Source organism: Paraburkholderia sp. HC6.4b, assembly GCF_014200875.1.
In the GTDB taxonomy this organism is placed as follows: domain Bacteria; phylum Pseudomonadota; class Gammaproteobacteria; order Burkholderiales; family Burkholderiaceae; genus Paraburkholderia; species Paraburkholderia tuberum.
The window spans coordinates 127,178-152,597 of record NZ_JACHDC010000021.1 but is presented as its reverse complement, the minus strand read 5'-3'; the positions used below and the strand labels follow the sequence as shown (position 1 = coordinate 152,597).

The following is a 25,420-nucleotide window of genomic DNA, read 5'->3' as shown; positions in this document are numbered from 1 at the left end:
AAATGCGGGGCTTGCTTTTGGACGAGCAGGTAATGCTTACTGCGGCTTACTGATCGGCCGGCTGGGTGGCGCTGTCGAGCGTACCGTAGAACTTCACCTTCGAGCGCTCGCGCAGCGCTTTCAGATAGGCTTCGGTCTCCGACTGCGCGTCCACCTGCGCGATCTGCTGCTGCGCGACAGCGAGATGCTGCGCGTCGGTGGCCGCGGGCTGCACGATCTGGTTCACGCGATAGATCGCATAGCCGTCGTCGCCGAGATCGACACCGACGTAGGCCGGCAACTTTTGCGCATCGACCTTGTAGATTGCGCTCAGTGCGGCAGGTGGCACGCCCTGCGCGTCATTGCGCGACACCTTCAGCGGCGACGAGAAACCGGCAGTCGCCTTCGACTTCTCGAACTCGGCCAGTTTCGCGACGCCGTCCTTGTGCGCTGCTTCGTTCGCCTGCACGGCGATCACCTTCTGACGCACCGCGTCCTTCACCGCGTCGAATGCGGGCACGGCAGCGGGCTTGTAGTCGGTCACGCGCGCAGCGATCAGCGTGTTGTTGCCGACGTCGATGGCCTGCGTATTGTTGTGCGCCGATACCGAGTCGTTCGCGAACACGGCTGCGAGGAACTTCGGGTTGTTCACCGGGCTGTCGGGCGGCAGCTTCGGATCCGGCTGCGGCGTGACCGTCGCGGTCTGGATCTGCAGCTTGAATTTGTCAGCGGCCGGCTGCAGGCTCTTGGCCTTTTCATAGACGAGCGACGTGAAACCTTCCGAACTGTCGGTGAATGCCTTGCTCGCCAGTTGCGTCTTCAGCTCCCTGGCGATCTGGTCCTTCACTTCGTCGAACGACTTCGTGACCGCCGGCTTTACATCGGTGACCTTGATGATGTGGAAACCGAAGTCGGTCTGGACGATGCCGCTGATTTCGTCCTTCTTCAGCGCGAACACCGCATCGTCGAACGCCTGGCCGCCCGCGATCATGCCGCGGCCGAAGTAACCGAGATCGCCACCCTTCGATGCCGAACCCGGATCCTGCGAGTTCTGCCGCGCGATCTGCGCGAACTGGTCCGGATGCGCCTTGAGCTGCGCGAGCAACTCCTCGGCCTTCTGCTTCGCTTTGGCCTTGTCGGCCGCGCTCGCGTCCTTCGGTGCCGCGATCAGGATATGGCTCGCGCGCACTTCGCCTTCGGTGCGGAAGTGGGCGATGTTGTCGTCGTAGTACTTCTTCAGGTCCGCGTCGCTCGGCTGCACCGATGCGCTCAGCGCGGCCGGCGACATCACCAGGTACTGGATCGTCGCCGTAGCGGGCGTCGCGAAGTCGTTGCGATGCGCGTCGTAGTACGCTTGCAGTTGCGCATCGGTCGGCTGGATCTTCGCCGCGTAATCGTGCGGATGGAACGCGATGCCCTGCACTTCACGCTGCTGCTGCGCGAGCTCGGTCAAGTGCTGCGCAAGCGTCTTCGACGTGAACGCGCTCGCCTCGATGCTCGCGGGCAGTTGTTGCATAGCGAGGTTGTAGCGCACGCGCTCGTCGTACTGATCGGGCGTCATGCCCTGCATCGCGAGCAGTTGCTTGTAGCGGTCGAGGTCGATCGACCCGTCGGGATTCTTCAGCGACGAGATCACCGGATCGGACAGCAGCGCGCGGCGCACCGCTTCGTCCGATGCGCTCAGATGCAGACGCTGCGTTTCGTCGGCAAGCACACGCTGCTCGATCATGCCGTCGAGCATCTGGCGACGGCGCTCCGGCGTGTCGAACGACTTCATGTCGAACTTCGCGCCGAGCATCTGACGCCCGCGGTCGATCTGCTGGCGCATCGCGTCGTCGTATTCGACACGGGTGATCTTGTGACCGTTGACACTCGCGACGTTTGCACTTTCGTCAAAGAAGCCGCGGAAACCCTGAATACCCACGAAACCCAACCCCGGCAAAATGACGAGGATGAGCATGAACATCATCAGGCGTTGGTGATTGCGGAAAAAATCGAGCATGCGTGAGGGGTGCCAAAAACAGAACGCCCGATCTTACAACAGCGGGCAACAAAAAAGGCGAACCGGAGTTCGCCTTTCGTGGATACTGGCGGAGTGGACGGGACTCGAACCCGCGACCCCCGGCGTGACAGGCCGGTATTCTAACCGACTGAACTACCACTCCTTATACTGCACTTTTGCGACTGGAAACACTGCAGCCGAATCTGAAACTGGTGGGTGCTGAGAGGCTCGAACTCCCGACCTACGCCTTGTAAGGGCGCCGCTCTACCAACTGAGCTAAGCACCCGTTTCGTGATTCAGTGCTTGATGTGTTTTCTGCCTTGCCGCTGCCCTCCCAGTGAATCGTTCATGCAGTCGGGTTAAGCAATTCCTCAAGCAGCAAGCGCACTAGTTTAGCGCATCCTTCAGAGCTTTGCCAGGCCTAAATTTAGGAACTTTTGCTGCCTTGATTTTGATCGCGGCGCCCGTGCGCGGATTGCGTCCGGTGCGCGCGGTGCGCTTGCCGACCGCGAACGTGCCAAAGCCGACCAACGTCACAGATCCGCCCTTCTTCAACGTGTTTTTGACGCCCGCGATGACTGCATCGAGCGCACGGCCCGCCGCGGCCTTCGAAATGTCGGCTTGCTGTGCGATGTGATCGATCAATTCCGTCTTGTTCATTCAAACCCCCGTGAATATTTATTGGCAATCGTGACAGTGCTTTCCAGCACCTCCCGCCACGCGGCCGGCGCGAACGCCAGGCCGCCTCATTAGAAGCGGCCGAAACCCTTGTGTCAACCGGGGTTGAGCCTGATCGGCGTTATTTTAGAGGGGCGCTTTTGTCACAGTATGTTGCAGCGGAAAGACTGGCGATGCGGCCTGGCGACGAAGCCGCGCGGGCAAAAAAAACCCGCGGCTCTTGACCGCGGGTTTTCTGCTTCAGCGAACGACACCGCTGCAGAATGCTTTGGCGTCAGCGCATTCTGATGCGCATCGAACCTTAGTGCTTGACGACGTCCGTCGCTGCATCCTTGCCCGGCTCAGCCCCAACCGGCGCCGAGGGCTTCGGTTCTTCTTCCGGTAACGCCTGCGGTACACGCTCGAGCGCAAGTTCGAGCACCTTGTCGATCCAGCGGACCGGCACGATTTCGATCGCGTTCTTCACGTTGTCCGGAATCTCCGTCAAGTCCTTGACGTTTTCTTCCGGAATCAGCACCAGCTTGATGCCACCGCGATGCGCCGCCAGCAGCTTTTCCTTCAGGCCGCCGATCGGCAGAACTTCGCCACGCAGCGTGATTTCGCCCGTCATCGCGACATCGGCGCGCACCGGAATACCGGTCAACACCGACACCAGCGCGGTCGTCATCGCGATACCAGCCGAAGGACCATCTTTCGGCGTTGCGCCTTCCGGCACGTGGATGTGAATGTCCTGCTTCTCGAACGCTTCGTCCTTGATGCCAAGACGACGCGAACGCGAACGCACGACCGAGCGCGCCGCTTCGACGGATTCCTTCATCACGTCGCCGAGCGAACCCGTGCGGATCACATTGCCCTTGCCCGGCATCACCGCGGCTTCGATGGTCAGCAGATCGCCGCCCACTTCCGTCCACGCGAGACCCGTGACCTGGCCCACCTGATTTTCCTTCGCGGCCAGACCGAAGTCGTACTTGCGCACGCCGAGGAACGTGTCGAGGTTGCTGCCGTCGACCTTCACCGCGCCTTCCGCCTTCTTCAGCAGAAGCATCTTCACGACCTTGCGGCAGATCTTCGAAATTTCACGCTCGAGCGAGCGAACGCCCGCTTCGCGCGTGTAGTAGCGAATGATGTCGCGGATCGCAGTTTCCGTCACATCGACCTCGCCATCCTTGAGGCCGTTGTTCTTCTTCTGCTTCGGCAGCAGATAACGCTGCGCGATGCTGACCTTCTCGTCTTCGGTATAACCGGACAGACGAATCACTTCCATCCGGTCGAGCAGCGGCGGCGGAATGTTCAGCGAGTTCGACGTCGCCACGAACATTACGTCCGACAGATCGAAGTCGACTTCGACGTAGTGGTCGGCGAACGTGTGGTTCTGTTCCGGATCGAGCACTTCCAGCAGGGCCGACGACGGATCGCCGCGGAAATCCTGACCCATCTTGTCGACTTCGTCGAGCAGGAAGAGCGGATTGCGCACGCCGACCTTGGTCAGGCTTTGCAGGATCTTGCCCGGCATCGAACCGATGTACGTGCGACGGTGGCCACGAATCTCGGCTTCGTCACGCACGCCGCCCAATGCCATGCGCACGAACTTGCGATTCGTCGCGCGCGCGATCGACTGACCGAGCGAAGTCTTACCGACGCCCGGAGGCCCCACGAGGCACAAGATCGGCGCCTTGACCTTGTCGACACGTTGCTGGACCGCGAGATACTCGAGAATACGTTCCTTCACTTTCTCGAGACCGAAGTGGTCTTCGTCGAGCACGCGCTCCGCATTCGACAGGTCGTTGTTGACCTTGCTCTTCTTGCGCCACGGCAAGCCGATCAGCGTGTCGATGTAGTTGCGCACGACCGTCGCTTCCGCCGACATCGGCGACATCAGCTTGAGCTTCTTCAGCTCGGCGTCGGCCTTCTTCTTCGCTTCCTTCGGCATGCGGGCGGCCGTGATGCGCTTCTCGAGTTCTTCGAGATCCGCACCTTCTTCGCCTTCGCCGAGTTCCTTCTGGATCGCCTTGACCTGTTCGTTCAGGTAGTACTCGCGCTGACTCTTCTCCATCTGACGCTTCACGCGCCCCCGGATACGCTTTTCGACCTGCAGGATGTCGATCTCGGCTTCGAGTTGCGCGAGCAGATGCTCGAGCCGCTCGATCACCGGGAACATCTCGAGGATGTGTTGCTTCTGGTCGAGCTTGAGCGGCAAATGCGCCGCGATCGTGTCGGCGAGACGCCCTGCCTCGTCGATACCCGACAGCGAGGTCAGGATCTCCGGCGGGATCTTCTTGTTCAGCTTCACATACTGGTCGAACTGCGACACGATCGCGCGACGCAGCGCTTCGGTTTCAGCGCTGTCGGCGTGGTCAGGTTCGAGCGGCATGACTTCGCACGAGAACTGCGTTTCCTGTTCTTCGATGGAAAGCGTCTTCGCGCGCTGCAAGCCTTCGACGAGCACCTTCACGGTACCGTCGGGCAGCTTCAGCATCTGCAGGATGTTGGCGATACACCCTACTTCGTACATGTCCTTTTCGGTCGGCTCATCTTTCGCAGCCGTCTTCTGGGCGACGAGCATGATGTGCTTGCCGCCTTCCATCGCTGCTTCGAGAGCCTTGATCGACTTCGGGCGGCCTACGAAGAGCGGAATCACCATGTGCGGGAAAACGACTACGTCGCGCAGCGGGAGCAGCGGCAGCGTAATGCGTTCCGGCGGGAGGAGTTGGGTTCCTGACATTTCATTTCCCCATGAGTGGAATCAGTTCGTTCGATAGGTGAGGCCAGCAGAAAATATTGCAAGCCTCCGCGTGTGGGAAAAGTTCAGTGACTCCGAAGGTTCAGTGACTCCATAGTTGAGAACAACCAGCCTGACCACACGATAAACGAAAAAGCCGTTCACGTCGCCATGAACGGCCTTTTTGCAGAACTCGAAAGCCGATCAGTTCGAACCCGCGACCTTCGGCGCGTCTTCGTAGATCAGCAGCGGTTTGCCGTCGCCGTCGATAACGTTGTCGTCGATGATGACCTTGCTGACACCTTTCATTTGCGGAAGGTCGTACATGACATCAAGCAACGCCTGTTCCAGAATCGAACGCAGGCCCCGCGCGCCCGTCTTGCGGCGGATCGCCTTGCGCGCCACGGCCTGCAACGCGGCCGGACGGATTTCGAGCTCGACGCGCTCCATGCTGAACAGCTTGTGATACTGCTTGACCAGCGCATTCTTCGGTTCGACGAGAATCTTCATCAGCGCCGCTTCGTCGAGCTTGCCGAGCGTGGCGACCACCGGCAGACGGCCGATCAGCTCCGGAATCAGGCCGAATTTGATCAGATCTTCCGGCTCCACTTCGCGCAGCACTTCGCCGGCGTCGCGGTCCTGCTTGCTCTTCACGCTCGCGCCGAAACCGATGCCGGTCTTCTCGGTGCGATCGACGATGACCTTCTCGAGGCCGTCGAACGCACCGCCGCAGATGAACAGGATGTTCGTCGTATCGACCTGGATGAAGTCCTGGTTCGGATGCTTACGGCCACCTTGCGGCGGCACCGACGCCATCGTGCCTTCGACCAGCTTCAGCAGAGCCTGCTGCACACCCTCGCCCGACACGTCGCGCGTGATGGACGGGTTGTCGGACTTGCGACTGATCTTGTCGATTTCGTCGATGTAGACGATGCCGCGCTGGGCCTTGTCCACCTCGTAATTACAATTCTGCAGCAGCTTCTGAATGATGTTCTCGACGTCTTCGCCGACATAGCCGGCTTCCGTCAGCGTGGTCGCGTCGGCAATCACGAATGGCACGTTCAGAAGGCGCGCGAGCGTCTGCGCAAGCAGCGTCTTGCCGGAGCCGGTCGGGCCGATCAGCAGGATGTTGCTCTTGGACAGCTCGATTTCATCCTTCTTGTCGAGATGCTTGAGGCGCTTGTAGTGGTTGTAGACCGCGACCGCGAGGATCTTTTTCGCGCGCTCCTGACCGATCACGTACTGGTCGAGAATTTCGCGGATTTCCTGCGGGGTCGGCAGATCGGACTTGGACAAGCCGGCCTCGATGCCCGCGCCTGCAGCCTCGTCACGAATGATTTCGTTGCACAGATCGATACATTCATCGCAGATGAATACCGACGGGCCAGCAATCAGTTTCTTGACCTCATGCTGGCTCTTGCCGCAAAACGAGCAATACAACAGCTTTTCGCTGTTAGAACCTTTCTTGTCCGCCATAGATGTGTGAGCCTCCGGACACCGGATTAGATAATACGCCGTTTGCCCCCGCCACGCAGTTTGGGCGCGGCAGGGCTAGTGAGCACGATAACGGCGCTTGCCGCAGACGCCCGGACGGAAGTTGAACATTCACAACCGACCCGATGACGGTTTTGCCGCAACAGTGGGCAAAACAGCATGGCAAAACCGTACCAGATCAGGGACGCTTGTGCGCCACCTGGTCGACGAGGCCGTACGCCTGCGCGTCATCGCCGGACATGAAATTGTCACGGTCGGTGTCACGCGCGATACGTTCGACCGGCTGACCGGTGTGGTGCGCGAGCAGATGATTCAGCCGATCCTTCAGGTACAGGATTTCACGCGCCTGGATTTCAATGTCCGATGCCTGGCCGCGCGCGCCGCCGAGCGGCTGATGAATCATCACGCGCGAATTCGGCAGCGCGAAACGCTTGCCCTTAGCACCGGCCGCGAGCAGGAACGCGCCCATGCTCGCCGCAAGCCCCATGCACAGCGTCGAGACGTCCGGCTTGATGAACTGCATCGTATCGTAGATCGCCATACCAGCAGACACGGAGCCGCCCGGACTGTTGATGTAGAAGTAGATGTCCTTGTCCGGATTCTCGCTTTCCAGAAACAGCATCTGCGCAACCACCAAATTGGCCGTCTGGTCGTTCACTTCGCCCACGAGGAACACGATGCGTTCCTTCAGCAGACGCGAATAAATATCATAGGAGCGCTCGCCCCGACCGCTCGTTTCCACGACGATCGGCACCAGACCGAGTGCCTGCGCTTCGAGATCCCGGGACGACTGGGAGGTCAACGTGTCCAGCATTTGGGCGCGAAAGGTCATGCAATGGATCCTTGTCTGGAAATATTCTGAATATTAGCTGCTGGACACAGGTTGGTGCGACGAGCCCGTATTCAAGTGCCGTCTTCGTGTGGGCCGCACGACCGGATCCGGTACGTCACACAGATTCATGGCACAAAAAAACGGCGTGCCGGCCGTCGGTCGCTCCGACAGCCGGCACGCCGTTGCAGCGACGCTTACGCTTGCGCCGTTGCGCTTGCCAGTTCCTCGAAGCTCACTTCCTTGTCCGTCACCTTGGCCTTGCTGAGGACGAAGTCGACGACGTTGGCTTCAACGACATACGCTTCCATTTCAGCAAGACGTTGCTGGTTGGAATAATACCAGCGGACGACTTCCTTCGGGTCTTCGTAGCTTTTCGCGAATTCATCGACTTCGGCACGGATCTGCTCCGGCTTCGCCTGCAGTTCGTTCGCCTTCACCAGTTCGGCCAGCACGAGACCCAGCTTGACGCGGCGCTCGGCCTGCTCCTTGAACATCGCGGCCGGGATCGGCGCGTCCTTCGCGTTCGGCACGCCGCGCTGTTCCAGATCCTGGCGAGCCATCGCGACGAGGCGCTCCTGATCCTGCTCGATCAGCGCGTTCGGGACGTCGAGCTCCGAGATTTTCAGCAGTGCGTCCATCACCTGGTTCTTGACGATGGCTTGCGTGCGGCGCTTCGCTTCGCGCTCGAGGTTGTCCTTGATTTCAGCGCGCATCTTGGTCAGATCGCCGTCTTCGATGCCGAGCGATTTCGCGAATTCGCCGTCGACTTCCGGCAAATGCGGCCATTCGATCTTCTTCATCGTGATCGTGAATTGCGCCGTCTTGCCCGCCACTTCCTTGCCGTGGTAGTCGTCCGGGAACTTCAGGTCGAATTCCTTCGCTTCGCCGACCTTCAAGCCGAGCGCCGCTTTTTCGAATTCCGGCAGCATGCGGCCTTCGCCGAGGATGAAGCCGAAGTCTTCGGCGCTACCGCCCTGGAATGCTTCACCGTCGATCTTGCCGACGAAGTCGACCGTCACGCGGTCGCCGTCTTTGGCGGCCGTGTCCGCGCCGCCGTCGCCGTGCTCGCCTGCCTCGCCGCGAGCGTGGAAGTGCACGCGCTGTTTGCGCAGGATGTCCAGCGTGCGGTCGATTTCCGCTTCGCTGATGCTGGTCATGGTGCGCTCGATTTCAGCCGTGGCGACGTCGCCCAGCTTCACTTCCGGATACACTTCGAAGGTCGCGTCGAACGCGTAGCTGCCTTCACCAGCGTCGGTCTTCGGCGCGAAGCTCGGCTGACCCGCGACACGCAGGTTTTCGGTGCGGCTGATGTCGAAAAATTCCTTGCCGACCTTGTCGCTCAGCACTTCGGCTTCCACCTGGCCCGAATACTGTTGCGTCACCATCTTGAGCGGCACCTTGCCCGGGCGGAAACCCGGCATGCGCACGTTCTTCGCGAGTTGACGGATACGCGAATCCACTTCCTTCTGCACGGCATCCTTCGGCAGGGAAATCGTCACGCGGCGTTCGAGCTTGCCGAGGTTTTCAACAACGTTAGCCATGGCTTCAATCGTCCTAAAATTATTCGAGCGAATCAGTTATCTTCTCCGTGCTGCCCGTCGATGTCGCTTCGCATCGATTTGCGCCGATTGCATCGCGCCGATTGCATCGATCACGCACCTGCGCCGCGGGCTTGCAGGCCGTCGGCAGCACGGTTGAGTCCAAAGAGCCGAATATTTTAGCAAACTATTTGCGCGCCTAGCCGGGATTCGATGATTGCATCGAGCTTTCCCTGCATTCCGGGCGTTTTGAGGGCCATTTTCGGTTAGTTTTGACACAGCGAGCGCGATTTGCCGCTGGCATCGCTTTCCGGTTAGCGTCGTGCGTTCCTCGGCGCTCTTTCGTCATGCAACAGAACGTTCGCGTGGACGCTCGCACCCGCTCGCGGCCGACGCGTCGTGGCCGCGATCCCGCCTATGCCTTTCGACATATTCAGCCGACGCCCCCATGCTGATAAGCTAACGCACTCGCTCGGGCCGCCACCGCCGGTCACCGGCAGCCGGTCGCTTCATCCGCTCCGGCAACCGCTTACAACGACTCAAACCTCTCAGAGACACCATGCCGAATTCGTCGTCCTCGCCTGTCGTCGTCGTCGCTCCCGATTCATTCAAAGGCTCGCTCAGCGCGGAACAGGTCGCGCAAGCGATCGCATCCGGCGTCCAGCGCGCACGCCCCGACGCGAGCGTGCGCATCTGTCCGATGGCCGACGGCGGCGAAGGCACGCTCGACGCAATGCTCACGAGCGGCGGCGAGCGCCGCACGCTTAGCGTGCGCGGCGCGGCCGGTCCGACGCGCGCAGCGCTGACGGGCCTGCTCACAGACGGCAGCGCCATCATCGAAACGGCGGAAATCGTCGGCATTACGGACCCCGTCGGCATGGGCGTGCCGGTCGAGGCGCGCAGCACGCGCGGCATGGGCGAAGCGATTCGCGCGCTGCTTGATGCCGGCGTGCGGCGCTTTTTCGTCGCGCTCGGCGGCAGCAGCACGAACGACGGCGGCGCCGGCCTGCTGACCGGCCTCGGCTTGCAACTGTTCGACGCGCAAGGCAACGTACTCGAAGGCACACCCGAGCAGCTTGCGCGCGTGGCGCGGGTCGATGCGTCGCTGCTCGACGCGCGGCTTGCCGACACGCAGTTCGTCGGCATGTCGGACGTCGACAATCCGTTGACCGGCGCGCACGGCGCGACCGCGATCTTCGGTCCGCAAAAAGGCGTGAAGCCAGAACAGGTCGCGCCGATCGACGCGGCGCTCGCGCGCTTCGCCGATCTGCTCGAAGCCGCGCTCGGCCGCACGGCGCGTGACCTGCCGGGCGCGGGCGCGGCGGGCGGCCTCGGCTTCGCATTGCACATGCTCGGCGCGCAGTTCGAGCCGGGCGCGGAAACCGTCGCGCGGCAAATCGGCCTCGACGCCGCGCTCACGGGCGCCAACTGGCTGATCACGGGTGAAGGCCGTTCCGACGTACAGACGCTGCACGGCAAGGCGCCGTTCATCGTCTGCGCGCATGCGCGCGCCGCGGGCGTGCCCGCCACGCTGCTGTCCGGCGCGATCGACCCCGCCGCGCTGCCGCGTCTTGCCGAATACTTCGGCGGCTGCTTTTCTCCGGCGCCGGGGCCGATCACGCTCGACGTCGCGATTCGCGACGCGGCGCGCCTGCTCGCCAACGAAGCCGAGCAGCTGACGCGCCTGAAATACGGCGTGCGTTGACCCGCGAAACGGTTGCCGCAACAATCACAGCGCCACGACCGTTCCACTCATCACGGGGTGACCATGAAGGACTCCGCCAAAGCCGGGCTCGAGCAGTTCCTCACGTATCGTCTGCATGTACTGAACAAACTGGCCGAGCGCGGCATCAGCGCGCGCTACGCGGCGAAGCTCGACGTGACGCTGCCCGAAGCGCGGGTGATTGCGACGGTGGGATCGTTCGGACCGTTCTCGATCATGGAGTTGGCACGCCATGCCAATCTCGACAAAAGCCAGGCGAGTCGCGCGGCCGAAGCGCTGATCCGGCAGGGACTCGTGCAGCGCGAAGCGAGCGCCGCGGACGGCCGCGTCGTGCTGGTCTCGCTGACGCAGGAAGGCCGCGCGCTGTATCGCAAAGTGATGCCGATCGCGCGCAAGTGGAACGGCGATATGTTCGAGTGCCTCGACGAAGAGGAAAGGGCCGCGTTCGGCGCGGCGCTCGACAAGGTGATCCGTGCCATGAACGCGCGGGAGTGATAGCGCGCGGCGAACCGGCCGTGTTTGAAAAGCGCCGTTTCACGGCATTGGGCGGCGCGTGTCAAAATTGAGCCTCGGCCAACGCGCCTTTACCCTCTTTTTCATCCAGGGACGCTTCAGTGGACATCAACAAACAGGTCGCGGCACTCACCGCGTCGGAACTCCAGACCGCCGGCGCGAGCCAGGCGAGCGCGATCGCGGTCAGCGTCGTACTGCGTCATCTTCGTTCGCCGGAACTGGCGAAACTGCTGTCGTCGGCATTTGAAAATCATCAGGCGGTGATGCTGCAAACGCCATGGCCGGACCAGATGCTGCAGGCGTTCGAGTCGACGCGCCGTTTCCTCGAAGGCGCCGCGCAAGCGGAATTGCCGGGCTCGCAGGAAGCGCCGGGAACGCCGGGTGCCTGAGTCGCGCGGTCGCGATGAAAGGCAGCGGAGCAACACTGAGGCCTTTCAGAAGACCGCGCAAAAAAGAAAAAACCCCGTCGGTCCAAAGACTTGACGGGGTTTTTCTTGACTACCAATAAGTGGTGCGAGGGAGGGGACTCGAACCCCTACACCCTTGCGGGCGTCAGGACCTAAACCTGGTGCGTCTACCAATTTCGCCACCCTCGCAGCCGGGTACGCCGCAATGCGTCGCGCCCGATTGTCCTGTGCACTCCCAAGCGCGCTGAACACGTGCCCGAAAGCGTAAGCGCGAGATTCTAACCGATTGATTCGCGCTTGTCTGCACCCGGCGGTATCTGCGCGCGCGACGCCGATGCTACAATTTTCGGCTCGTCGAGACGGGCGCCGCGACGGACGTCGGCGCCCTTCTCGCCAGTCCTTCCCCACACTCTCATCCCGTGAATTTCGACGACTATTGCCAGCAGAAAGCGGCGCCCCCAGGATCGAGCACCTACTATGCGCTTCGCCAGGCGCGCGCCGCCAGTCAGCCGCTGTTGACGGCGCTCTTCGCATTGCGTCGCGAGTTCGAGGAAACGGTCAAGGAGACGAGCGATCCGGCGGTCGGCCGCACGAAGCTCGCGTGGTGGCAGAAAGAAATTGCCGCGCTGGCCGCGGGCTCGCCGTCGCATCCGGTGTCCAAGGCACTCGCGGCCTATCTGCCCGACGCGCAGGCCGAATATCCGGCTCTGCAGGAACTGCTCGCGGGCTTCGAGATGGATCTCGACCAGGCACGCTATCTCGACTATCCGAACCTGCGGCGCTATGTGCATGGTGTCGGTGGCAATTTTGCTTCGCTGGTGTCGCGCGCGGCTGCAACCGGATCGGCCGACGATGCCGCGCATGCGTCGGCGTGGGCCGCTCCGCTCGGCGAGGCGCTGATGCTCGCGCAGTTCGTCGCCGAAACCGGCAACGATGCCCGGCACGGCCGCATCTACGTTCCGATCGACGAGATGCAACGCTACAACGTCACCGCCGCCGATCTGATCAACCGCAAATACACCGACGCTTTCACCGAGCTGATGCGGTTCGAAACGAATCGCGCGCGCGACGCGGTGCAGACCGCGCTCGCCGCGGTGCCCGCCAGCGCGCGGCGCGCGCAGCGCACGCTGCTCGCGCTCGCGGCGCTCGCGTTGGCGTTGCTCGATGAAATCGAGCACGACGGTTATCACGTGCTGCATCAACGCATCGCGTTGACGCCGATCCGCAAGCTATGGATCGCGTGGCGCGCGAAGTAGCCTGAGCGCCGGGCGCGTCGATTCGCGCCCAGCGCCCAGCGCTCACGCCCGCAGCAACGGCAGCGGCTCGAACCGCTGCTGCAGAATCGCAGGCGCGTCCAACCCCCACCAGGGCCCGAGCACCGTCGCATAAAGCTGGCGAAAATCCACGCCGACCGGCAGGTTGCCATTCCCATCGAGCCGCGCAAGCATCGGCGGCACGCCAAACAAACCGCCCTGCACGCGACCGCCCGTCACGAAGTGCGGCGCCAGCGTGCCGTGATCGGTGCCGCTACTCTGGTTCTCGCGCGGACGGCGCCCGAATTCCGCGCACGTCATCACGAGCGTATCGTTCCACCGGCCCAACTCGACGAGCGCGGCCTGCATCGCCACCATCCCTTGCGCGAACTGTTTGAGCAACTCGGCCTGTTGTCCCGGCTGGTTCTGGTGCGTATCGAAACCGTTCAGCGTTAGCCGGATCACGGCCACGCCCTGCCCGCTCAACGGCTGCTCCTGTGGCGCGCGTCCGGCGCCAGCTATCTTCAGCGTGTCCGAAGCGGCCAGCACCTGCATTGCCGTTTTGATCGAACTGCCGAACGCGCCGCCCGCAAACGCGGTCTTCAACTGAGGCTGCCCTTGCGTCGCGCGCAGACGACCGGCCGGTTTCACGATGTCGTTTTCGACGTCGAGAAGAGGCGCGAGCGCGGGATTGCGCTCGTGCAAGGACACTGACATCGCGAGTCGAGAGGCCCTGACGAACTGCGCGGGATTGACCAGCGCGATCGCGCGCGCCGTTTGCGAGCGGCCCGATTTCGGCGCTGCCGATCACGACGCTGTCGGCCGCGAAACCGATGGGCACCGGCCTCATCGCGAACGCGCGCGTGAGCCAGCCGTCGCGCAGATATCGGTCGGAGCGTGACGCGGTATCCCAGATCTCGATCGAACGGAAATGCGACAGGTTCGGCGGATAGAACAGGTTCTCGCCGAGCGCGCGTATCTGCGCGGCGAACGGCGCCGTGTCGTCGTAGCCGACAGCGAATGCGCGCAGCGCGCCGATCACGAACTCGACCGGCGACTTCACCAGCACCCCGCGATTGCCATCGCTCCAGAACGCATCGCTGAGAAAAGAGCGCGCGTAGCGTCACCTCGATGTCATAACCGCTCGCGCGAAACTGCATGGCGATCGGCTCGACGCGTGCCGGGTCCGGCGTGTCGGAGATGTGACGCTGATCCGGCGTCCATGCGTTGCGCTCGGCGCGCGTTGGGATCGGCTCGAATACAGTCGGGAGGTCGCGATATCGCTTCGCGGCGCGCTCGTGAGTAGCGTGACATCGTGAGCCGAGGCGCCTGTATGCACCAAGACGCGCACAAAAGCGCGCCGGCGCTGGCGACTCAACGGAGCAGCGGATCAGAAAGTGGACGCTGAAGATGCAACGGGATTTTTCACGCGGCAATGCGCGCGCTGGGATTAACGCTTGTACAACTCGCGCACGGCGTCTTCGATGTGCTGCCGCAACAGCCGACGCTCTTCGGGCGTCATATGCCCGTCGCGGCGACGTTGATCGAGATCGGGGGGAACCGCGGTGCGCAGCATCGCGTCAGAGGCAGGGCGATCGATGCTCGGGTTGTGGCGGCTGGTTCTGCCATTGCCCAAGCGGGGCGCATGCTCGCTCGCCGCTCTATCCGCGGACGGCTGCGCATGAGCGAGCGTCGGGCCCAGTGTGCCTGCCAGCGTACCGGCAACCGCCAGTGCAATCACGCTCAGGCGCACGTTTGGCCAAACCCCTCCCTTCATGTTGTTCCCTTCGTGGCGCGGCAACCGGCTACCTCAGATGCGTATACAAACCCCGGTAACAGCCGGGTGCGAGAGTTTTGTCGAGTGAAGTATCCACCGAACAGCCGCATTCAGTAAAGCAGTCTAAACGCGCATACTTTACGTCGCGCCACACCGCGGGTAAATTTTGTAACCGACTGTAACCCCAGAAATGGTGTAACCGCGCACCACTTTCTAATCGCGCTAAGATGCCGACCATGGAAACCAAAAACCCTTCGAAAATCCTCGTCGTCGACGACGATCCACGCCTGCGCGATCTTCTGCGCCGCTACCTCGGCGAACAAGGCTTCAACGTCTACGTCGCCGAAAATGCGCCGTCAATGAACAAGCTCTGGGTGCGCGAGCGCTTCGATCTGCTGGTGCTCGATCTGATGCTGCCCGGTGAGGACGGCCTGTCGATCTGCCGGCGACTGCGCGGCAGCAACGACCGCACGCCGATCATCATGCTGACGGCCAAGGGTGAGGATGTCGATCGCATCGTCGGCCTCGAGATGGGTGCCGACGACTATCTGCCCAAGCCGTTCAATCCACGCGAACTGGTCGCGCGCATTCACGCGGTGCTGCGTCGCCAGTCGCCGTCCGAGTTGCCCGGCGCTCCGTCCGAGACCACCGAGGTCTTCGAGTTCGGCGAGTTCGCGCTGAATCTCGCCACCCGCACGCTGACCAAGGCCGGCCAGGAAATTCCGCTCACCACCGGTGAGTTCTCGGTGCTGAAGGTATTCGCGCGTCATCCGCGTCAGCCGCTGTCGCGCGAAAAGCTGATGGAACTCGCACGCGGCCGTGAATACGAGGTCTTCGACCGCAGCCTCGACGTGCAGATCTCGCGTCTGCGCAAGCTGATCGAGCCGGATCCGGGCAGCCCGCGCTTCATTCAGACCGTGTGGGGCCTCGGCTACGTCTTCATCCCCGACGGTGCAGCCTGAGTTTGTGCTCCGTTTTCGTTTCTGTGTCACATAAGAAGGGCCCATGCGGATCGACCGGCGCCTCCTGACGCTCGCGTTCGGCGGCCTTTTCTGGCGGACCTTTCTGCTGATCGCGCTGTTGATCGCAGTCAGTCTCGCCGCGTGGTTCCAGAGCTTTCGCGTGATCGAGCGTGAGCCGCGCGCGCAGCGCGTGGCTCTGCAACTCGTCGCGATCGTCAAGCTCACGCGCACCGCACTCCTCTATTCCGATCCCGACCTGCGGCGCGCGTTGCTGCAGGATCTGGAGAGCAACGAAGGGGTGCGCGTGTACCCGCGCGAAGCCACCGACAAATACAAACTCCAGCCCGACGAATCGTTGAATCGCCTGATCGAGCACGACATCCGCGGCCGTCTCGGCGACGACACCATAATCGCGCAGAGCGTCAACGATATCAACGGCGTATGGATCAGCTTCAAGATCGACGACGACGATTACTGGGTCGCGCTCGACCGCGATCAGCTCGACAACGCCACCGGCCTGCAATGGGCCGGCTGGGGCGTGTTCGCGCTCGCGCTGTCGCTGTTCGGCGCGGCGTTCATCACGAGTCTGGTGAACCGGCCGTTCGCGCGTCTGGCGATGGCCGCGCGCCGGGTCGGCTCGGGGCAATCGCCCGAGCCGCTACCCGAGCGCGGCATGGGTGTGGCCGCCGAAACCAATCGAAGCTTCAACCAGATGGTGCGCGACCTCGAACAGCTCGAGGCGGACCGCGCGCTGATGCTCGCGGGCATCTCGCACGATCTGCGCACGCCGCTCGCACGGCTGCGGCTCGAGACCGAAATGAGCCCGTCCGATCAGGCCACCAAGGACGCGATGGTCGACGACATCGAGCAAATGGACATGATCATCGGCCGCTTCCTCGACTACGCGCGTCCCGTTCAGCGTGTGCCGGAGCCGGTGGACCTCTCGGTGATCGCGAGCGAACTCGCCGCACGCATGCAAAGCGAGGACAGCATGCGGCTGATCACGCGGCTCGCTCCGTCGGCGGTGATCGAGGCCGATGAAACCGACATGCGTCGCGTGGTCGGCAATCTGCTCGAGAACGCGCGCAAATATGGCCTCAGCGACGGCGACGGTGTGCCGCGCGTCATTCTCGAAACGCGCGTGTCCCACTCGCGCGTCGAACTCTCGGTGGTCGACGAAGGCCCCGGCATTCCCGAAGACCAGCTCGCGCTCGTCACGCGGCCGTTCTATCGTGTGAATTCGGCGCGCACCCAGGCCAACGGCACGGGCCTCGGCATGGCGATCGTGCAGCGGCTCGTCGCCCGTTATCGCGGCGCGCTACGGCTGCGCAACCGCTCGCCCGGACCCGGGCTTGAAGTGACGATCGAGTTTCCGCTCGCGAAAAGCGCGTGAGCCGACGACGCGCGGCACCGCGCGCCGTCGCCATTCGAAACACGCCGCTTGTTGCGACTTCCGAAGGAGCCTTTGCATGAAAACCGTTGGCGATAAACTCGAAGCGTTCACCGTCATTGCCGCCAAGCCGGGCTTCAACCATCACGAAGAACACGGCGTCTCGGCGTTCGAATACATCACCGAGCAGTCGTTTCCAGGCAAATGGAAAATCATTTACTTCTATCCGAAGGATTTTTCGTTGGTCTGCCCGACGGAAATCGTCGAATTCAGCAAGCTCGTCAAGGAGTTCGAGGACCGCGAGGCCGTGCTGCTCGGCGGCAGCGTCGACAATGAATACGTGAAGCTCGCATGGCGCCGCGAGTACCAGGAGCTCGACAGGCTCAACCACTACTCGTTCGGCGACGTGAAAGGCGAGCTGATCGACCAGCTCGGCGTGCGCGACAAGGAAGCGGGCGTCGCGCTGCGCGCGACCTTTATCGTCGATCCGGACAACACGATCCAGCACGTGTCGGTCAACAATCTGTACGTGGGCCGTAATCCCGAAGAAGTGCTGCGCATCCTCGACGGCCTGCAAACGGACGAGCTGTGTCCGAGCAATCGGACGATTGGCGGCGCGACGCTGTAAGCGGCACCGCCCGTCACCCAAACAAAAATCCCGTTCAGCTCCTGACCAACAACACCGCGGCCTGCGCCTCGATGCCCTCGCCGCGGCCGAGATAACCGAGCTTCTCGTTCGTCTTCGCCTTGACGTTCACGCGCTCGATCGGCAGACCGAGGTCCGCCGCGATATTGGCGCGCATCCCTTCGATATGCGGTGCGAGCTTCGGCGCCTGCGCGATCACGCTGCTGTCGACGTTGCCGATCGCAAAGCCGGCCGCCTTCACGCGCGCCACGCATTCGCGCAGCAGCACGCGGCTGTCGGCGCCGGCGAACTTCGCGTCGGTATCGGAGAAGTGGCGGCCGATATCGCCCAACGCGGCCGCGCCAAACAGCGCGTCGGTGATCGCGTGCAGCAGCACATCCGCGTCCGAGTGACCGAGCAGCCCGCGCTCGTACGGAATCGTTACGCCGCCGATGATCAACGCGCGCCCCGGCACCAGCGCATGCACGTCGTAGCCCTGCCCAATTCTGAAATCCATGTGCGTCACGTCCTCAAGTGCTGAAGCTTTTAAAGCTTCTTTAAAGCCTTTCTAAATTTTTCCAATGTGCCCAGGCGCGGTTTCACGAACCGGCGGGGCGGCTCAGAATCGCCTCGGCCAGATCGAAATCTTCCGGATAAGTGACCTTGAAGTTACGCAGGCTGCCTTGCACGAGCTTCGGCGCGTGGCCCGACCATTCGATCGCGCTCGCCTCGTCGGTCAGATCGTGGCCGTCGGCCTGGGCGCGCAGGATCGCCTCGCGCAGCATGCCGATGCGGAACATCTGCGGCGTCTGCGCCTGCCACAAGCCGTCACGCGCTTCGGTTTGGGCGATGCGGCCATCGGCCGACGCGCTGTCGATACGCTTCAAGGTATCGGCGACCGGCAACGCCATGATGCCGCCGACCGCATCGTCCTTGAGCGAACCGATCAGCGTACGGATCAGCGCCGCCGTGATGCCCGGCCGCGCCGCGTCGTGCACGAGCACCCAGTCGGCGTCGTGGGCGCCGAACTCGGCGAGCGCGTGCAGACCGTTGAGCACCGACGCCTGGCGCGACGCGCCGCCCACGCGACGCACCGCGAAGCGCAGATTGCCGAAGCGGCGGGCGTCGAAGTGCTGGTCGTCGGGCGCGATGACGACGAGCGTCTGCGTGAATTCGCTGCACGCGTCGAACGCGGCGAGCGAGTAATACAGCATGTCGCGGCCGGCGACAGTGCGGTATTGCTTGGGCATCGCGGCGCCGGAACGGCTGCCGGTGCCTGCGCACGGGATCAGGGCAAAGAGACGGGAAGTCACGAGTGCGGATGCCGCCAGGTCAAAGTAAAGGACGGATTTTATAATACGTCCTTCGCATCCACGCCCGTACACGCGTAAACTTGGCCGTCGCGTGAACCCCGAGCCGCCCCTTTTTCTCCTTTATGCCAGACATCGCCGCATCCTCGCAGTCCACCCCGCCCGTCGCGCTCGTCAAGGCCGGCCAGCGTTTCGCCTTCGACGGCACGCGCGGTTCGTCCGACGCGCTGCTGATCGCCCGCTACCATCTCGCGTATCGCGAGAAGATGCCGCTGCTTGCGGTGGTCTGCGAAAACGCGCTCGACGCGCAGCGGCTGTCGCAGGAAATCGGCTTTTTCGCGCCGGACGCGCGCGTGCGCCTCCTGCCCGACTGGGAGACGCTGCCTTACGACACGTTTTCGCCGCACCAGGACCTCGTCTCCGAGCGTCTCGCGACGCTGCACGACCTCGGCGAAGGCCGCTGCGACATCCTGCTCGTGCCGGCCACGACGGCCTTGTACCGGATGCCGCCTGCATCGTTTCTGGCCGCCTACACGTTCTCGTTCTCGCAAGGCGAGCGGCTCGACGAAGCGAAGCTGAAGGCGCAGCTGACGCTCGCCGGCTACGAGCACGTGAGCCAGGTGGTGCGTCCCGGCGAATATTGCGTGCGCGGCTCACTGCTCGATCTGTTCCCGATGGGCTCGCCGCTGCCCTATCGGATCGACCTGTTCGACGACCAGGTCGACTCGATCCGCGCGTTCGACCCCGACACGCAGCGCAGCCTCTATCCGGTCAAGGACGTGCGCCTGCTGCCGGGCCGCGAATTCCCGTTCGACGAGGCCGCGCGCACCGCATTCCGCAGCCGCTGGCGCGAGACTTTCGAGGGCGATCCGAGCCGCGCGTCGATCTATAAAGACATCGGCAACGGCGTGCCGTCGGCGGGTATCGAATACTATCTGCCGCTGTTCTTCGAGGAGACCGCCACCCTCTTCCATTACCTGCCCGACGGTTCGCAACTCGCGTTCGTCGGCGATCTGGACGCGGCGATCCGGCGCTTCACCAACGACACGAAGCAGCGCTTCAATTTCCTGTCGCACGACCGCGACCGGCCGATTCTCGAACCGCACAAGCTGTTCCTGTCGGACGAGGATTTCTTCACGTTCGCGAAACCGTTCGCACGGCTCGTGCTGCCCACCAACGGCGACGGCGCCTGGTCGATCGCGCTGCCGAACCTCGCGATCGATCGTCACGCCGACGATCCCGTCTCGGCGCTGCGCGCGTATCTGAGCACGACGCCGAACCGGGTGCTATTCGCCGCCGAATCGGCGGGCCGCCGCGAGACGCTGCTGCAACTGCTCGCCGACAACCAACTGAAGCCCGCCTCGGCCGACAGCTTCGCCGACTGGCTCAAGAGCGACGCGCGTTTCTCGCTCGGCGTCGCGCCGCTCGCGAACGGCTTCGCGCTGCCGGGCGACGGCATCGCGATCATCACCGAAACCGAGCTGTACGGGCCGCTCGCGCGCCGCGCGGGACGCCGCCGCCAGGAACAGGCGAGCAACGTCGATTCGATGGTGCGCGATCTGTCCGAGCTGAAGCTCGGCGACCCGGTCGTGCATTCGCAGCACGGTATCGGCCGCTACATGGGTCTCGTGACGATGGATCTCGGCGAAGGCGAAACCGAGTTCCTGCATCTCGAATACGCGGGTGACAGCAAGCTCTACGTGCCGGTCGCGCAATTGCACGTGATCTCGCGCTATAGCGGCGCCGACCCGGAAAGCGCGCCGCTGCATTCGCTCGGCTCGGGCCAGTGGGAAAAGGCCAAGCGCAAGGCCGCGCAGCAGATCCGCGACACCGCCGCCGAGCTGCTCAACCTGTACGCCCGCCGTGCCGCCCGCGAGGGCCACGCGTTCGCGCTCGAACCGAAGGACTACGTGAAGTTCGCCGAGAGCTTCGGTTTCGAGGAAACGCCGGACCAGGCCGCCGCGATCGCGGCCGTGATCGGCGACATGACGAGCGGCAAGCCGATGGACCGGCTCGTATGCGGCGACGTCGGCTTCGGCAAGACCGAGGTGGCATTGCGCGCGGCGTTCATCGCGGTAATGGGCGGCAAGCAGGTCGCGCTGCTGTCGCCGACCACGCTGCTCGCCGAGCAGCACACGCAAACCTTCAGCGACCGCTTCTCCGACTGGCCGGTGCGCATCGCCGAGCTGTCGCGCTTCAAGTCGACCAAAGAAGCCAACGCGGCGATCCGGCAGATCAACGAAGGCACGGTCGACATCGTGATCGGCACGCACAAGCTGCTGTCGTCCGATGTGCAGTTCAAGCGGCTCGGACTCGTGATCATCGACGAGGAGCATCGCTTCGGCGTGCGTCAGAAGGAGGCGCTGAAAGCGCTGCGCGCGGAAGTCGACGTGCTGACGCTGACCGCGACGCCGATTCCCCGTACGCTCGGTATGGCACTCGAAGGCCTGCGCGATTTTTCGGTGATCGCAACGGCGCCGCAAAAGCGCCTCGCGATCAAGACCTTCGTGCGGCGCGAGGAAGACAGCGTGATTCGCGAAGCAATGCTGCGCGAGTTGAAGCGCGGCGGCCAGGTCTACTTCCTGCACAACGAAGTCGAGACGATCCAGAATCGCCGGCAGATGCTCGAAGAGCTGGTGCCCGAAGCGCGCATCGCGGTCGCGCATGGACAGATGCACGAGCGGGAACTGGAGCGGGTGATGCGCGACTTCGTCGCGCAACGCGCGAACGTGCTGCTGTGCACGACGATCATCGAAACCGGCATCGACGTGCCGAGCGCGAACACGATCCTGATCCACCGCTCCGACAAGTTCGGCCTCGCGCAATTGCATCAGCTGCGTGGCCGGGTCGGCCGCTCGCATCACCAGGCGTACTCGTATCTGCTCGTGCACGATCCGCAGGGGCTCACCAAGCAGGCGCAACGGCGGCTCGAAGCGATCCAGCAGATGGAGGAACTCGGCTCGGGCTTCTATCTCGCGATGCACGACCTCGAAATTCGCGGCACCGGCGAGGTGCTCGGTGACAAGCAGTCGGGCGAGATTCACGAGATCGGCTTCCAGCTTTATACCGACATGCTCAACGACGCAGTGAGGGCGCTCAAGAACGGCAAGGAGCCAGACCTCACCGCGCCGCTCGCCGCGACCACCGAGATCAACCTGCATTCGCCGGCGATCCTGCCGTCGGACTATTGCGGCGACGTGCAGGAACGTCTGTCGCTGTACAAGCGCCTCGCGAACTGCGAACACAACGATTCGATCGACGGCATCCAGGAAGAACTGATCGACCGCTTCGGCAAGCTGCCGCCGCAGGCGCATGCGCTGGTGGAGACGCATCGACTGCGGCTCGCCGCGAAGCCGCTCGGCATTTCGAAGATCGATGCCGGTGAAGCGGTGATCGGCCTGCAGTTCATCCCCAATCCGCCCGTCGACGCGATGCGGATCATCGAGATGGTGCAGAAGCACAAGCACATCAAGCTCGCGGGTCAGGACAAGCTGCGTATCGAAACGCGCAGCCCGGATCTCGCGGTGCGCGTCGCGACCGTCAAGGAGACCTTGCGCGCGCTCGGTTCGCCGAGCCGCGGCACGGCGGCGGCGCCTGCTCGCTGAGCGCGGCACGCTGCGCGCACAGGCTCGTGAAAACCGCAAAAAACGGGGGGACGTCCCCCGTTTTTTGCATCGATGCTGCGCTGCGCCAACGCGAGCCCGGCTTTTTGGACATCCTGACGAAACTGCAATTTGGGATATGATCGATAGACACAAAACGCTGGAGTCATGTCATGTCTCACGTCGCTGAAACAGCGCAATCGTTGCAGTCGTCCGCCTCCTCCACGTCCCCCGCTTCTCCGATATCTCTGCCCTGGGTCACCCGTCTCGTGTCGATGGACACGGTGAGCCGCAATCCAAACCTCGGCCTGATCGAAACCGTGCGCGACGAACTGCGCGCGGTCGGTATCGACGCGACGCTGACGCACGGCAAGGGCGGCAAATGGGCGAACCTGTTCGCGACCATTCCCGCGCACGACGGCGAAACGAACGGCGGCGTCGTGCTGTCGGGCCACACCGATGTCGTGCCGGTGGACGGCCAGCAATGGGACAGCGATCCGTTCAAGCCGGAGATTCGCGGTGACAAGCTCTATGGCCGCGGCACCTGCGACATGAAGGGCTTCATCGGCGCGGCGCTCGCGCTCGTGCCGGACATGCAGCGCACGAAGCTCGCGAAGCCGATCCACTTCGCGCTGTCGTTCGACGAGGAAGTGGGCTGCGTGGGCGCGCCGCTTCTGATCGCCGATCTGCTGAAGCGCGGCGTGAAGCCGGACGGCTGCATCGTCGGCGAGCCGACCAGCATGCGCCCGATCATCGCGCACAAGGGCATCAACGCGTATCAGTGCTGCGTACGCGGCCAGGCCGCGCATTCGTCGCTGACGCCGAAGGGCTTGAACGCGATCGAGTACGCGGCTCGCCTGATCTGCTACATCCGCGACATGGCCGACCAGTTCCGCGCGCAAGGCCCCTTCGACGAACTGTACGACGTGCCGTTCAGCACCGCGCAGACCAGCACGATCACGGGCGGCAACGCAATCAACACGGTGCCGGCCGAATGCCAGTTCCAGTTCGAGTTCCGCAATCTGCCGACGCTCGATCCCGAGCAGATCTTCGCGCGCATCGACAGCTACGCGCGCGAAACGCTGCTGCCGAAAATGCTGCGCGAGCATCCGTCGGCCGCGATCGAGATCACGAAGATCGCCGCAGCGCCCGGACTCGATTCGTCTGAACAGGCCGCGATCACGCAGCTCGTACGCGCACTGACGGCCGACCAGGACAAGCGCAAGGTCGCATACGGCACCGAGGCCGGCCTGTTTTCGAACGCGGGGATTCCGAGCATCGTCTGCGGCCCCGGCGACATCCAGCAGGCGCATAAGGCGAACGAATTCGTCGAGCTCGCGCAGCTCGTCGCGTGCGAGCGCTTCTTGCGCAAGTTCATCCACAGCATGTCGGTCGAGGCCGCTTAGCCCGTTTCGTTGCAGCGGCGCGCAGCCGCAGTGAACCTGCGCGCCGAGCCACGGGCCTCAGCGACATCGACGACTCCGGAGCGACCGCCATGTCCAGCGCCATGCCGCAGCACACGGATCACACGATCGACGGTGAGCCGATCCCCACGCTCGACGACATCGCCGCGCAGCACTTCGCGTTGACGCCCTGGGTCGCGCGCACGCCGGTGTTCGACCGGCTCGACTTCTCGTCGCTGCGCGGCACCGTCGTCAATTTCAAGTTCGAGCTGCTGCAGGCGGGCGGCAGCTTCAAGGCACGCGGCGCCTTCACGAACCTGCTCGCGCTCGACGACGCGCAAAAGAGCGCGGGTGTCACCTGCGTGTCGGGCGGCAATCACGCGGTGGCGGTCGCCTATGCGGCGATGCGGCTCGGCGTCAGCGCCAAGGTCGTGCTGTTCAGCGCGGCGAATCCGGCCCGCGTCGCGTTGTGCCGCGAGTACGGCGCCGACATCGTCTATGCGGAAGATCTCGCCGAAGCGTTCGAACTGGTGCGCCGCGTCGAGGCCGAGGAAGGCCGCTATTTCGTTCATCCGTTCAACGGCTATCGCACGGTGCTCGGCTCGGCGACGCTCGGCTACGAATGGGCCACGCAAACGCCCGACCTCGAAGCGGTGATCGTGCCGATCGGCGGCGGCGGACTCGCGGCCGGGGTCTCCACCGCGCTGCGGCTCGCGAATCCGAACGTGCACGTGTACGGCGTCGAACCCGAAGGCTCGGACGTGATGAGCAAGAGTTTTGCCGCCAACCATACGGTCAGAATGGGCCACATGCACAGCATCGCCGATTCGCTGATGTCGCCGCATACCGAGCAATACAGCTACGAACTGTGCCGCCGCCATGTCGATCGGATCGTCACCGTGTCCGACGACCAGTTGCGCGAGGCGATGCTGATCCTGTTCAATCAGCTGAAGCTCGCGGTCGAGCCGGCTTGCGCGGCCGCCACGGCCGGCTTGCTCGGACCGCTGCGCGAACAGTTGCAGGGCAAACGCGTGGGCGTGCTGCTGTGCGGCGCCAATATCGACCCGGTCAGTTTTGCCGCGCATCTGGAGCGCGCGCGCCATAGCGAGTCACAGTTTCCTCATTAGCGACGCGCAGCAGATGCGCTTGTTGCCTTGCGGCCAAAGCACTAGCCTATCCGCTTCAGGTTGGTATGATTCGGCTATTCACATCA

At 63.4% G+C, this 25,420-nt stretch carries 20 protein-coding genes, 3 tRNA genes and 1 pseudogene; 10 read left to right on the top strand and 14 right to left on the bottom strand.

The features are described from left to right. Positions 1-46 precede the first annotated feature (46 nt). The 8 genes from HDG34_RS29500 to tig form a co-directional block, all read right to left on the bottom strand. Complete coding sequence (locus HDG34_RS29500) at positions 47-1,981, bottom strand: SurA N-terminal domain-containing protein (protein WP_184065029.1); 1,935 nt, start codon at positions 1,979-1,981, stop codon at positions 47-49. 86 nt (positions 1,982-2,067) lie between these two features. After that, positions 2,068-2,144, bottom strand: a tRNA-Asp gene (locus HDG34_RS29495). 47 nt (positions 2,145-2,191) lie between these two features. Beyond that, positions 2,192-2,267: transfer RNA gene (locus tag HDG34_RS29490), tRNA-Val, on the bottom strand. Between the two features lie 101 nt (positions 2,268-2,368). After that, positions 2,369-2,641: an HU family DNA-binding protein gene (locus HDG34_RS29485; protein WP_018418077.1), complete on the bottom strand. Its 273-nt coding sequence runs from the start codon at positions 2,639-2,641 to the stop codon at positions 2,369-2,371. Between the two features lie 319 nt (positions 2,642-2,960). Further along, complete coding sequence (gene lon / locus HDG34_RS29480) at positions 2,961-5,381, bottom strand: endopeptidase La (RefSeq protein WP_018418078.1); 2,421 nt, start codon at positions 5,379-5,381, stop codon at positions 2,961-2,963. A 201-nt stretch (positions 5,382-5,582) separates the two neighbouring features. Next, positions 5,583-6,854, bottom strand: a complete 1,272-nt coding sequence (gene clpX, locus HDG34_RS29475) for an ATP-dependent Clp protease ATP-binding subunit ClpX (protein WP_013089402.1) — start codon at positions 6,852-6,854, stop codon at positions 5,583-5,585. Positions 6,855-7,050: 196 nt separating this feature from the next. Beyond that, the gene (gene clpP / locus HDG34_RS29470) at positions 7,051-7,704 is read right to left on the bottom strand and encodes an ATP-dependent Clp endopeptidase proteolytic subunit ClpP (protein ID WP_013089401.1); all 654 of its coding nucleotides are present in this window, start codon (positions 7,702-7,704) and stop codon (positions 7,051-7,053) included. Between the two features lie 194 nt (positions 7,705-7,898). After that, complete coding sequence (tig, locus tag HDG34_RS29465; RefSeq protein WP_184063592.1) at positions 7,899-9,245, bottom strand: trigger factor; 1,347 nt, start codon at positions 9,243-9,245, stop codon at positions 7,899-7,901. Positions 9,246-9,801: 556 nt separating this feature from the next. On the opposite strand from tig, the gene HDG34_RS29460 reads away from it, so the two are divergent. The 3 genes from HDG34_RS29460 to HDG34_RS29450 all read left to right on the top strand — a co-directional run bounded on the left by HDG34_RS29460 (position 9,802) and on the right by HDG34_RS29450 (position 11,867). Then, entirely contained in the window at positions 9,802-10,947 is a 1,146-nt protein-coding gene (locus HDG34_RS29460; RefSeq protein ID WP_184065026.1) for a glycerate kinase, read from the top strand. Between the two features lie 63 nt (positions 10,948-11,010). Beyond that, on the top strand, positions 11,011-11,460 hold the full coding sequence (locus HDG34_RS29455) for a MarR family winged helix-turn-helix transcriptional regulator (RefSeq protein ID WP_184063596.1): 450 nt from the start codon (positions 11,011-11,013) through the stop codon (positions 11,458-11,460). A 119-nt stretch (positions 11,461-11,579) separates the two neighbouring features. Next, entirely contained in the window at positions 11,580-11,867 is a 288-nt protein-coding gene (locus tag HDG34_RS29450; protein ID WP_184065023.1) for a hypothetical protein, read from the top strand. A 120-nt stretch (positions 11,868-11,987) separates the two neighbouring features. Here the strand turns inward: HDG34_RS29450 and HDG34_RS29445 are convergent. Further along, positions 11,988-12,074: transfer RNA gene (locus HDG34_RS29445), tRNA-Leu, on the bottom strand. A gap of 230 nt (positions 12,075-12,304) precedes the next feature. Between HDG34_RS29445 and HDG34_RS29440 the strand changes: the two genes are divergently transcribed. Beyond that, complete coding sequence (locus HDG34_RS29440) at positions 12,305-13,141, top strand: squalene/phytoene synthase family protein (protein ID WP_184065020.1); 837 nt, start codon at positions 12,305-12,307, stop codon at positions 13,139-13,141. A 42-nt stretch (positions 13,142-13,183) separates the two neighbouring features. Here HDG34_RS29440 and HDG34_RS29435 read toward each other — a convergent pair whose 3' ends face one another. The 3 genes and pseudogenes from HDG34_RS29435 to HDG34_RS29425 all read right to left on the bottom strand — a co-directional run bounded on the left by HDG34_RS29435 (position 13,184) and on the right by HDG34_RS29425 (position 14,915). After that, entirely contained in the window at positions 13,184-13,855 is a 672-nt protein-coding gene (locus HDG34_RS29435) for a DUF1501 domain-containing protein (RefSeq protein WP_184065084.1), read from the bottom strand. Positions 13,856-13,874: 19 nt separating this feature from the next. Continuing rightward, positions 13,875-14,340: pseudogene (locus tag HDG34_RS40255) on the bottom strand (DUF1800 family protein); the annotation flags it as partial. Between the two features lie 248 nt (positions 14,341-14,588). Further along, positions 14,589-14,915, bottom strand: a complete 327-nt coding sequence (locus tag HDG34_RS29425) for a hypothetical protein (RefSeq protein ID WP_184065017.1) — start codon at positions 14,913-14,915, stop codon at positions 14,589-14,591. Positions 14,916-15,142: 227 nt separating this feature from the next. On the opposite strand from HDG34_RS29425, the gene ompR reads away from it, so the two are divergent. The 3 genes from ompR to HDG34_RS29410 all read left to right on the top strand — a co-directional run bounded on the left by ompR (position 15,143) and on the right by HDG34_RS29410 (position 17,895). Continuing rightward, on the top strand, positions 15,143-15,877 hold the full coding sequence (gene ompR / locus HDG34_RS29420; RefSeq protein WP_006048917.1) for a two-component system response regulator OmpR: 735 nt from the start codon (positions 15,143-15,145) through the stop codon (positions 15,875-15,877). Positions 15,878-15,920: 43 nt separating this feature from the next. Further along, entirely contained in the window at positions 15,921-17,270 is a 1,350-nt protein-coding gene (locus HDG34_RS29415; protein ID WP_090804732.1) for an ATP-binding protein, read from the top strand. 76 nt (positions 17,271-17,346) lie between these two features. Further along, positions 17,347-17,895: a peroxiredoxin gene (locus HDG34_RS29410; protein WP_184065014.1), complete on the top strand. Its 549-nt coding sequence runs from the start codon at positions 17,347-17,349 to the stop codon at positions 17,893-17,895. Between the two features lie 34 nt (positions 17,896-17,929). On the opposite strand, the gene ispF is transcribed toward HDG34_RS29410, so the two are convergent. Next, positions 17,930-18,409, bottom strand: a complete 480-nt coding sequence (gene ispF, locus HDG34_RS29405) for a 2-C-methyl-D-erythritol 2,4-cyclodiphosphate synthase (protein ID WP_018432029.1) — start codon at positions 18,407-18,409, stop codon at positions 17,930-17,932. 82 nt (positions 18,410-18,491) lie between these two features. Beyond that, on the bottom strand, positions 18,492-19,205 hold the full coding sequence (gene ispD, locus HDG34_RS29400) for a 2-C-methyl-D-erythritol 4-phosphate cytidylyltransferase (protein WP_184065011.1): 714 nt from the start codon (positions 19,203-19,205) through the stop codon (positions 18,492-18,494). Positions 19,206-19,327: 122 nt separating this feature from the next. Between ispD and mfd the strand changes: the two genes are divergently transcribed. From mfd to HDG34_RS29385, 3 genes are all read left to right on the top strand, one after another. Next, a complete protein-coding gene (gene mfd, locus HDG34_RS29395) occupies positions 19,328-22,807 on the top strand; it encodes a transcription-repair coupling factor (RefSeq protein ID WP_184065010.1) in 3,480 nt (1,159 codons plus the stop codon). Between the two features lie 170 nt (positions 22,808-22,977). Further along, complete coding sequence (argE, locus tag HDG34_RS29390) at positions 22,978-24,210, top strand: acetylornithine deacetylase (protein ID WP_184065007.1); 1,233 nt, start codon at positions 22,978-22,980, stop codon at positions 24,208-24,210. Between the two features lie 89 nt (positions 24,211-24,299). After that, positions 24,300-25,334, top strand: a complete 1,035-nt coding sequence (locus tag HDG34_RS29385) for a threonine/serine dehydratase (protein ID WP_090804696.1) — start codon at positions 24,300-24,302, stop codon at positions 25,332-25,334. The last annotated feature ends 86 nt before the right edge of the window (positions 25,335-25,420 follow it).

Excerpts from the sequence above, each read along its gene's own strand:
- lon (WP_018418078.1), bottom strand. The coding sequence starts at position 5,381 with ATGTCAGGAACCCAACTCCTCCCGCCGGAACGCATTACGCTGCCGCTG.
- tig (WP_184063592.1), bottom strand. The coding sequence starts at position 9,245 with ATGGCTAACGTTGTTGAAAACCTCGGCAAGCTCGAACGCCGCGTGACG.
- HDG34_RS29385 (WP_090804696.1), top strand. The coding sequence starts at position 24,300 with ATGTCCAGCGCCATGCCGCAGCACACGGATCACACGATCGACGGTGAG.
- ispF (WP_018432029.1), bottom strand. The coding sequence starts at position 18,409 with ATGGATTTCAGAATTGGGCAGGGCTACGACGTGCATGCGCTGGTGCCG.
- HDG34_RS29425 (WP_184065017.1), bottom strand. The coding sequence starts at position 14,915 with ATGAAGGGAGGGGTTTGGCCAAACGTGCGCCTGAGCGTGATTGCACTG.
- HDG34_RS29435 (WP_184065084.1), bottom strand. The coding sequence starts at position 13,855 with ATGTCAGTGTCCTTGCACGAGCGCAATCCCGCGCTCGCGCCTCTTCTC.
- ompR (WP_006048917.1), top strand. The coding sequence starts at position 15,143 with ATGCCGACCATGGAAACCAAAAACCCTTCGAAAATCCTCGTCGTCGAC.
- HDG34_RS29485 (WP_018418077.1), bottom strand. The coding sequence starts at position 2,641 with ATGAACAAGACGGAATTGATCGATCACATCGCACAGCAAGCCGACATT.
- clpX (WP_013089402.1), bottom strand. The coding sequence starts at position 6,854 with ATGGCGGACAAGAAAGGTTCTAACAGCGAAAAGCTGTTGTATTGCTCG.
- HDG34_RS29460 (WP_184065026.1), top strand. The coding sequence starts at position 9,802 with ATGCCGAATTCGTCGTCCTCGCCTGTCGTCGTCGTCGCTCCCGATTCA.
- HDG34_RS29415 (WP_090804732.1), top strand. The coding sequence starts at position 15,921 with ATGCGGATCGACCGGCGCCTCCTGACGCTCGCGTTCGGCGGCCTTTTC.
- HDG34_RS29500 (WP_184065029.1), bottom strand. The coding sequence starts at position 1,981 with ATGCTCGATTTTTTCCGCAATCACCAACGCCTGATGATGTTCATGCTC.
- clpP (WP_013089401.1), bottom strand. The coding sequence starts at position 7,704 with ATGACCTTTCGCGCCCAAATGCTGGACACGTTGACCTCCCAGTCGTCC.
- mfd (WP_184065010.1), top strand. The coding sequence starts at position 19,328 with ATGCCAGACATCGCCGCATCCTCGCAGTCCACCCCGCCCGTCGCGCTC.
- argE (WP_184065007.1), top strand. The coding sequence starts at position 22,978 with ATGTCTCACGTCGCTGAAACAGCGCAATCGTTGCAGTCGTCCGCCTCC.
- HDG34_RS29455 (WP_184063596.1), top strand. The coding sequence starts at position 11,011 with ATGAAGGACTCCGCCAAAGCCGGGCTCGAGCAGTTCCTCACGTATCGT.
- HDG34_RS29410 (WP_184065014.1), top strand. The coding sequence starts at position 17,347 with ATGAAAACCGTTGGCGATAAACTCGAAGCGTTCACCGTCATTGCCGCC.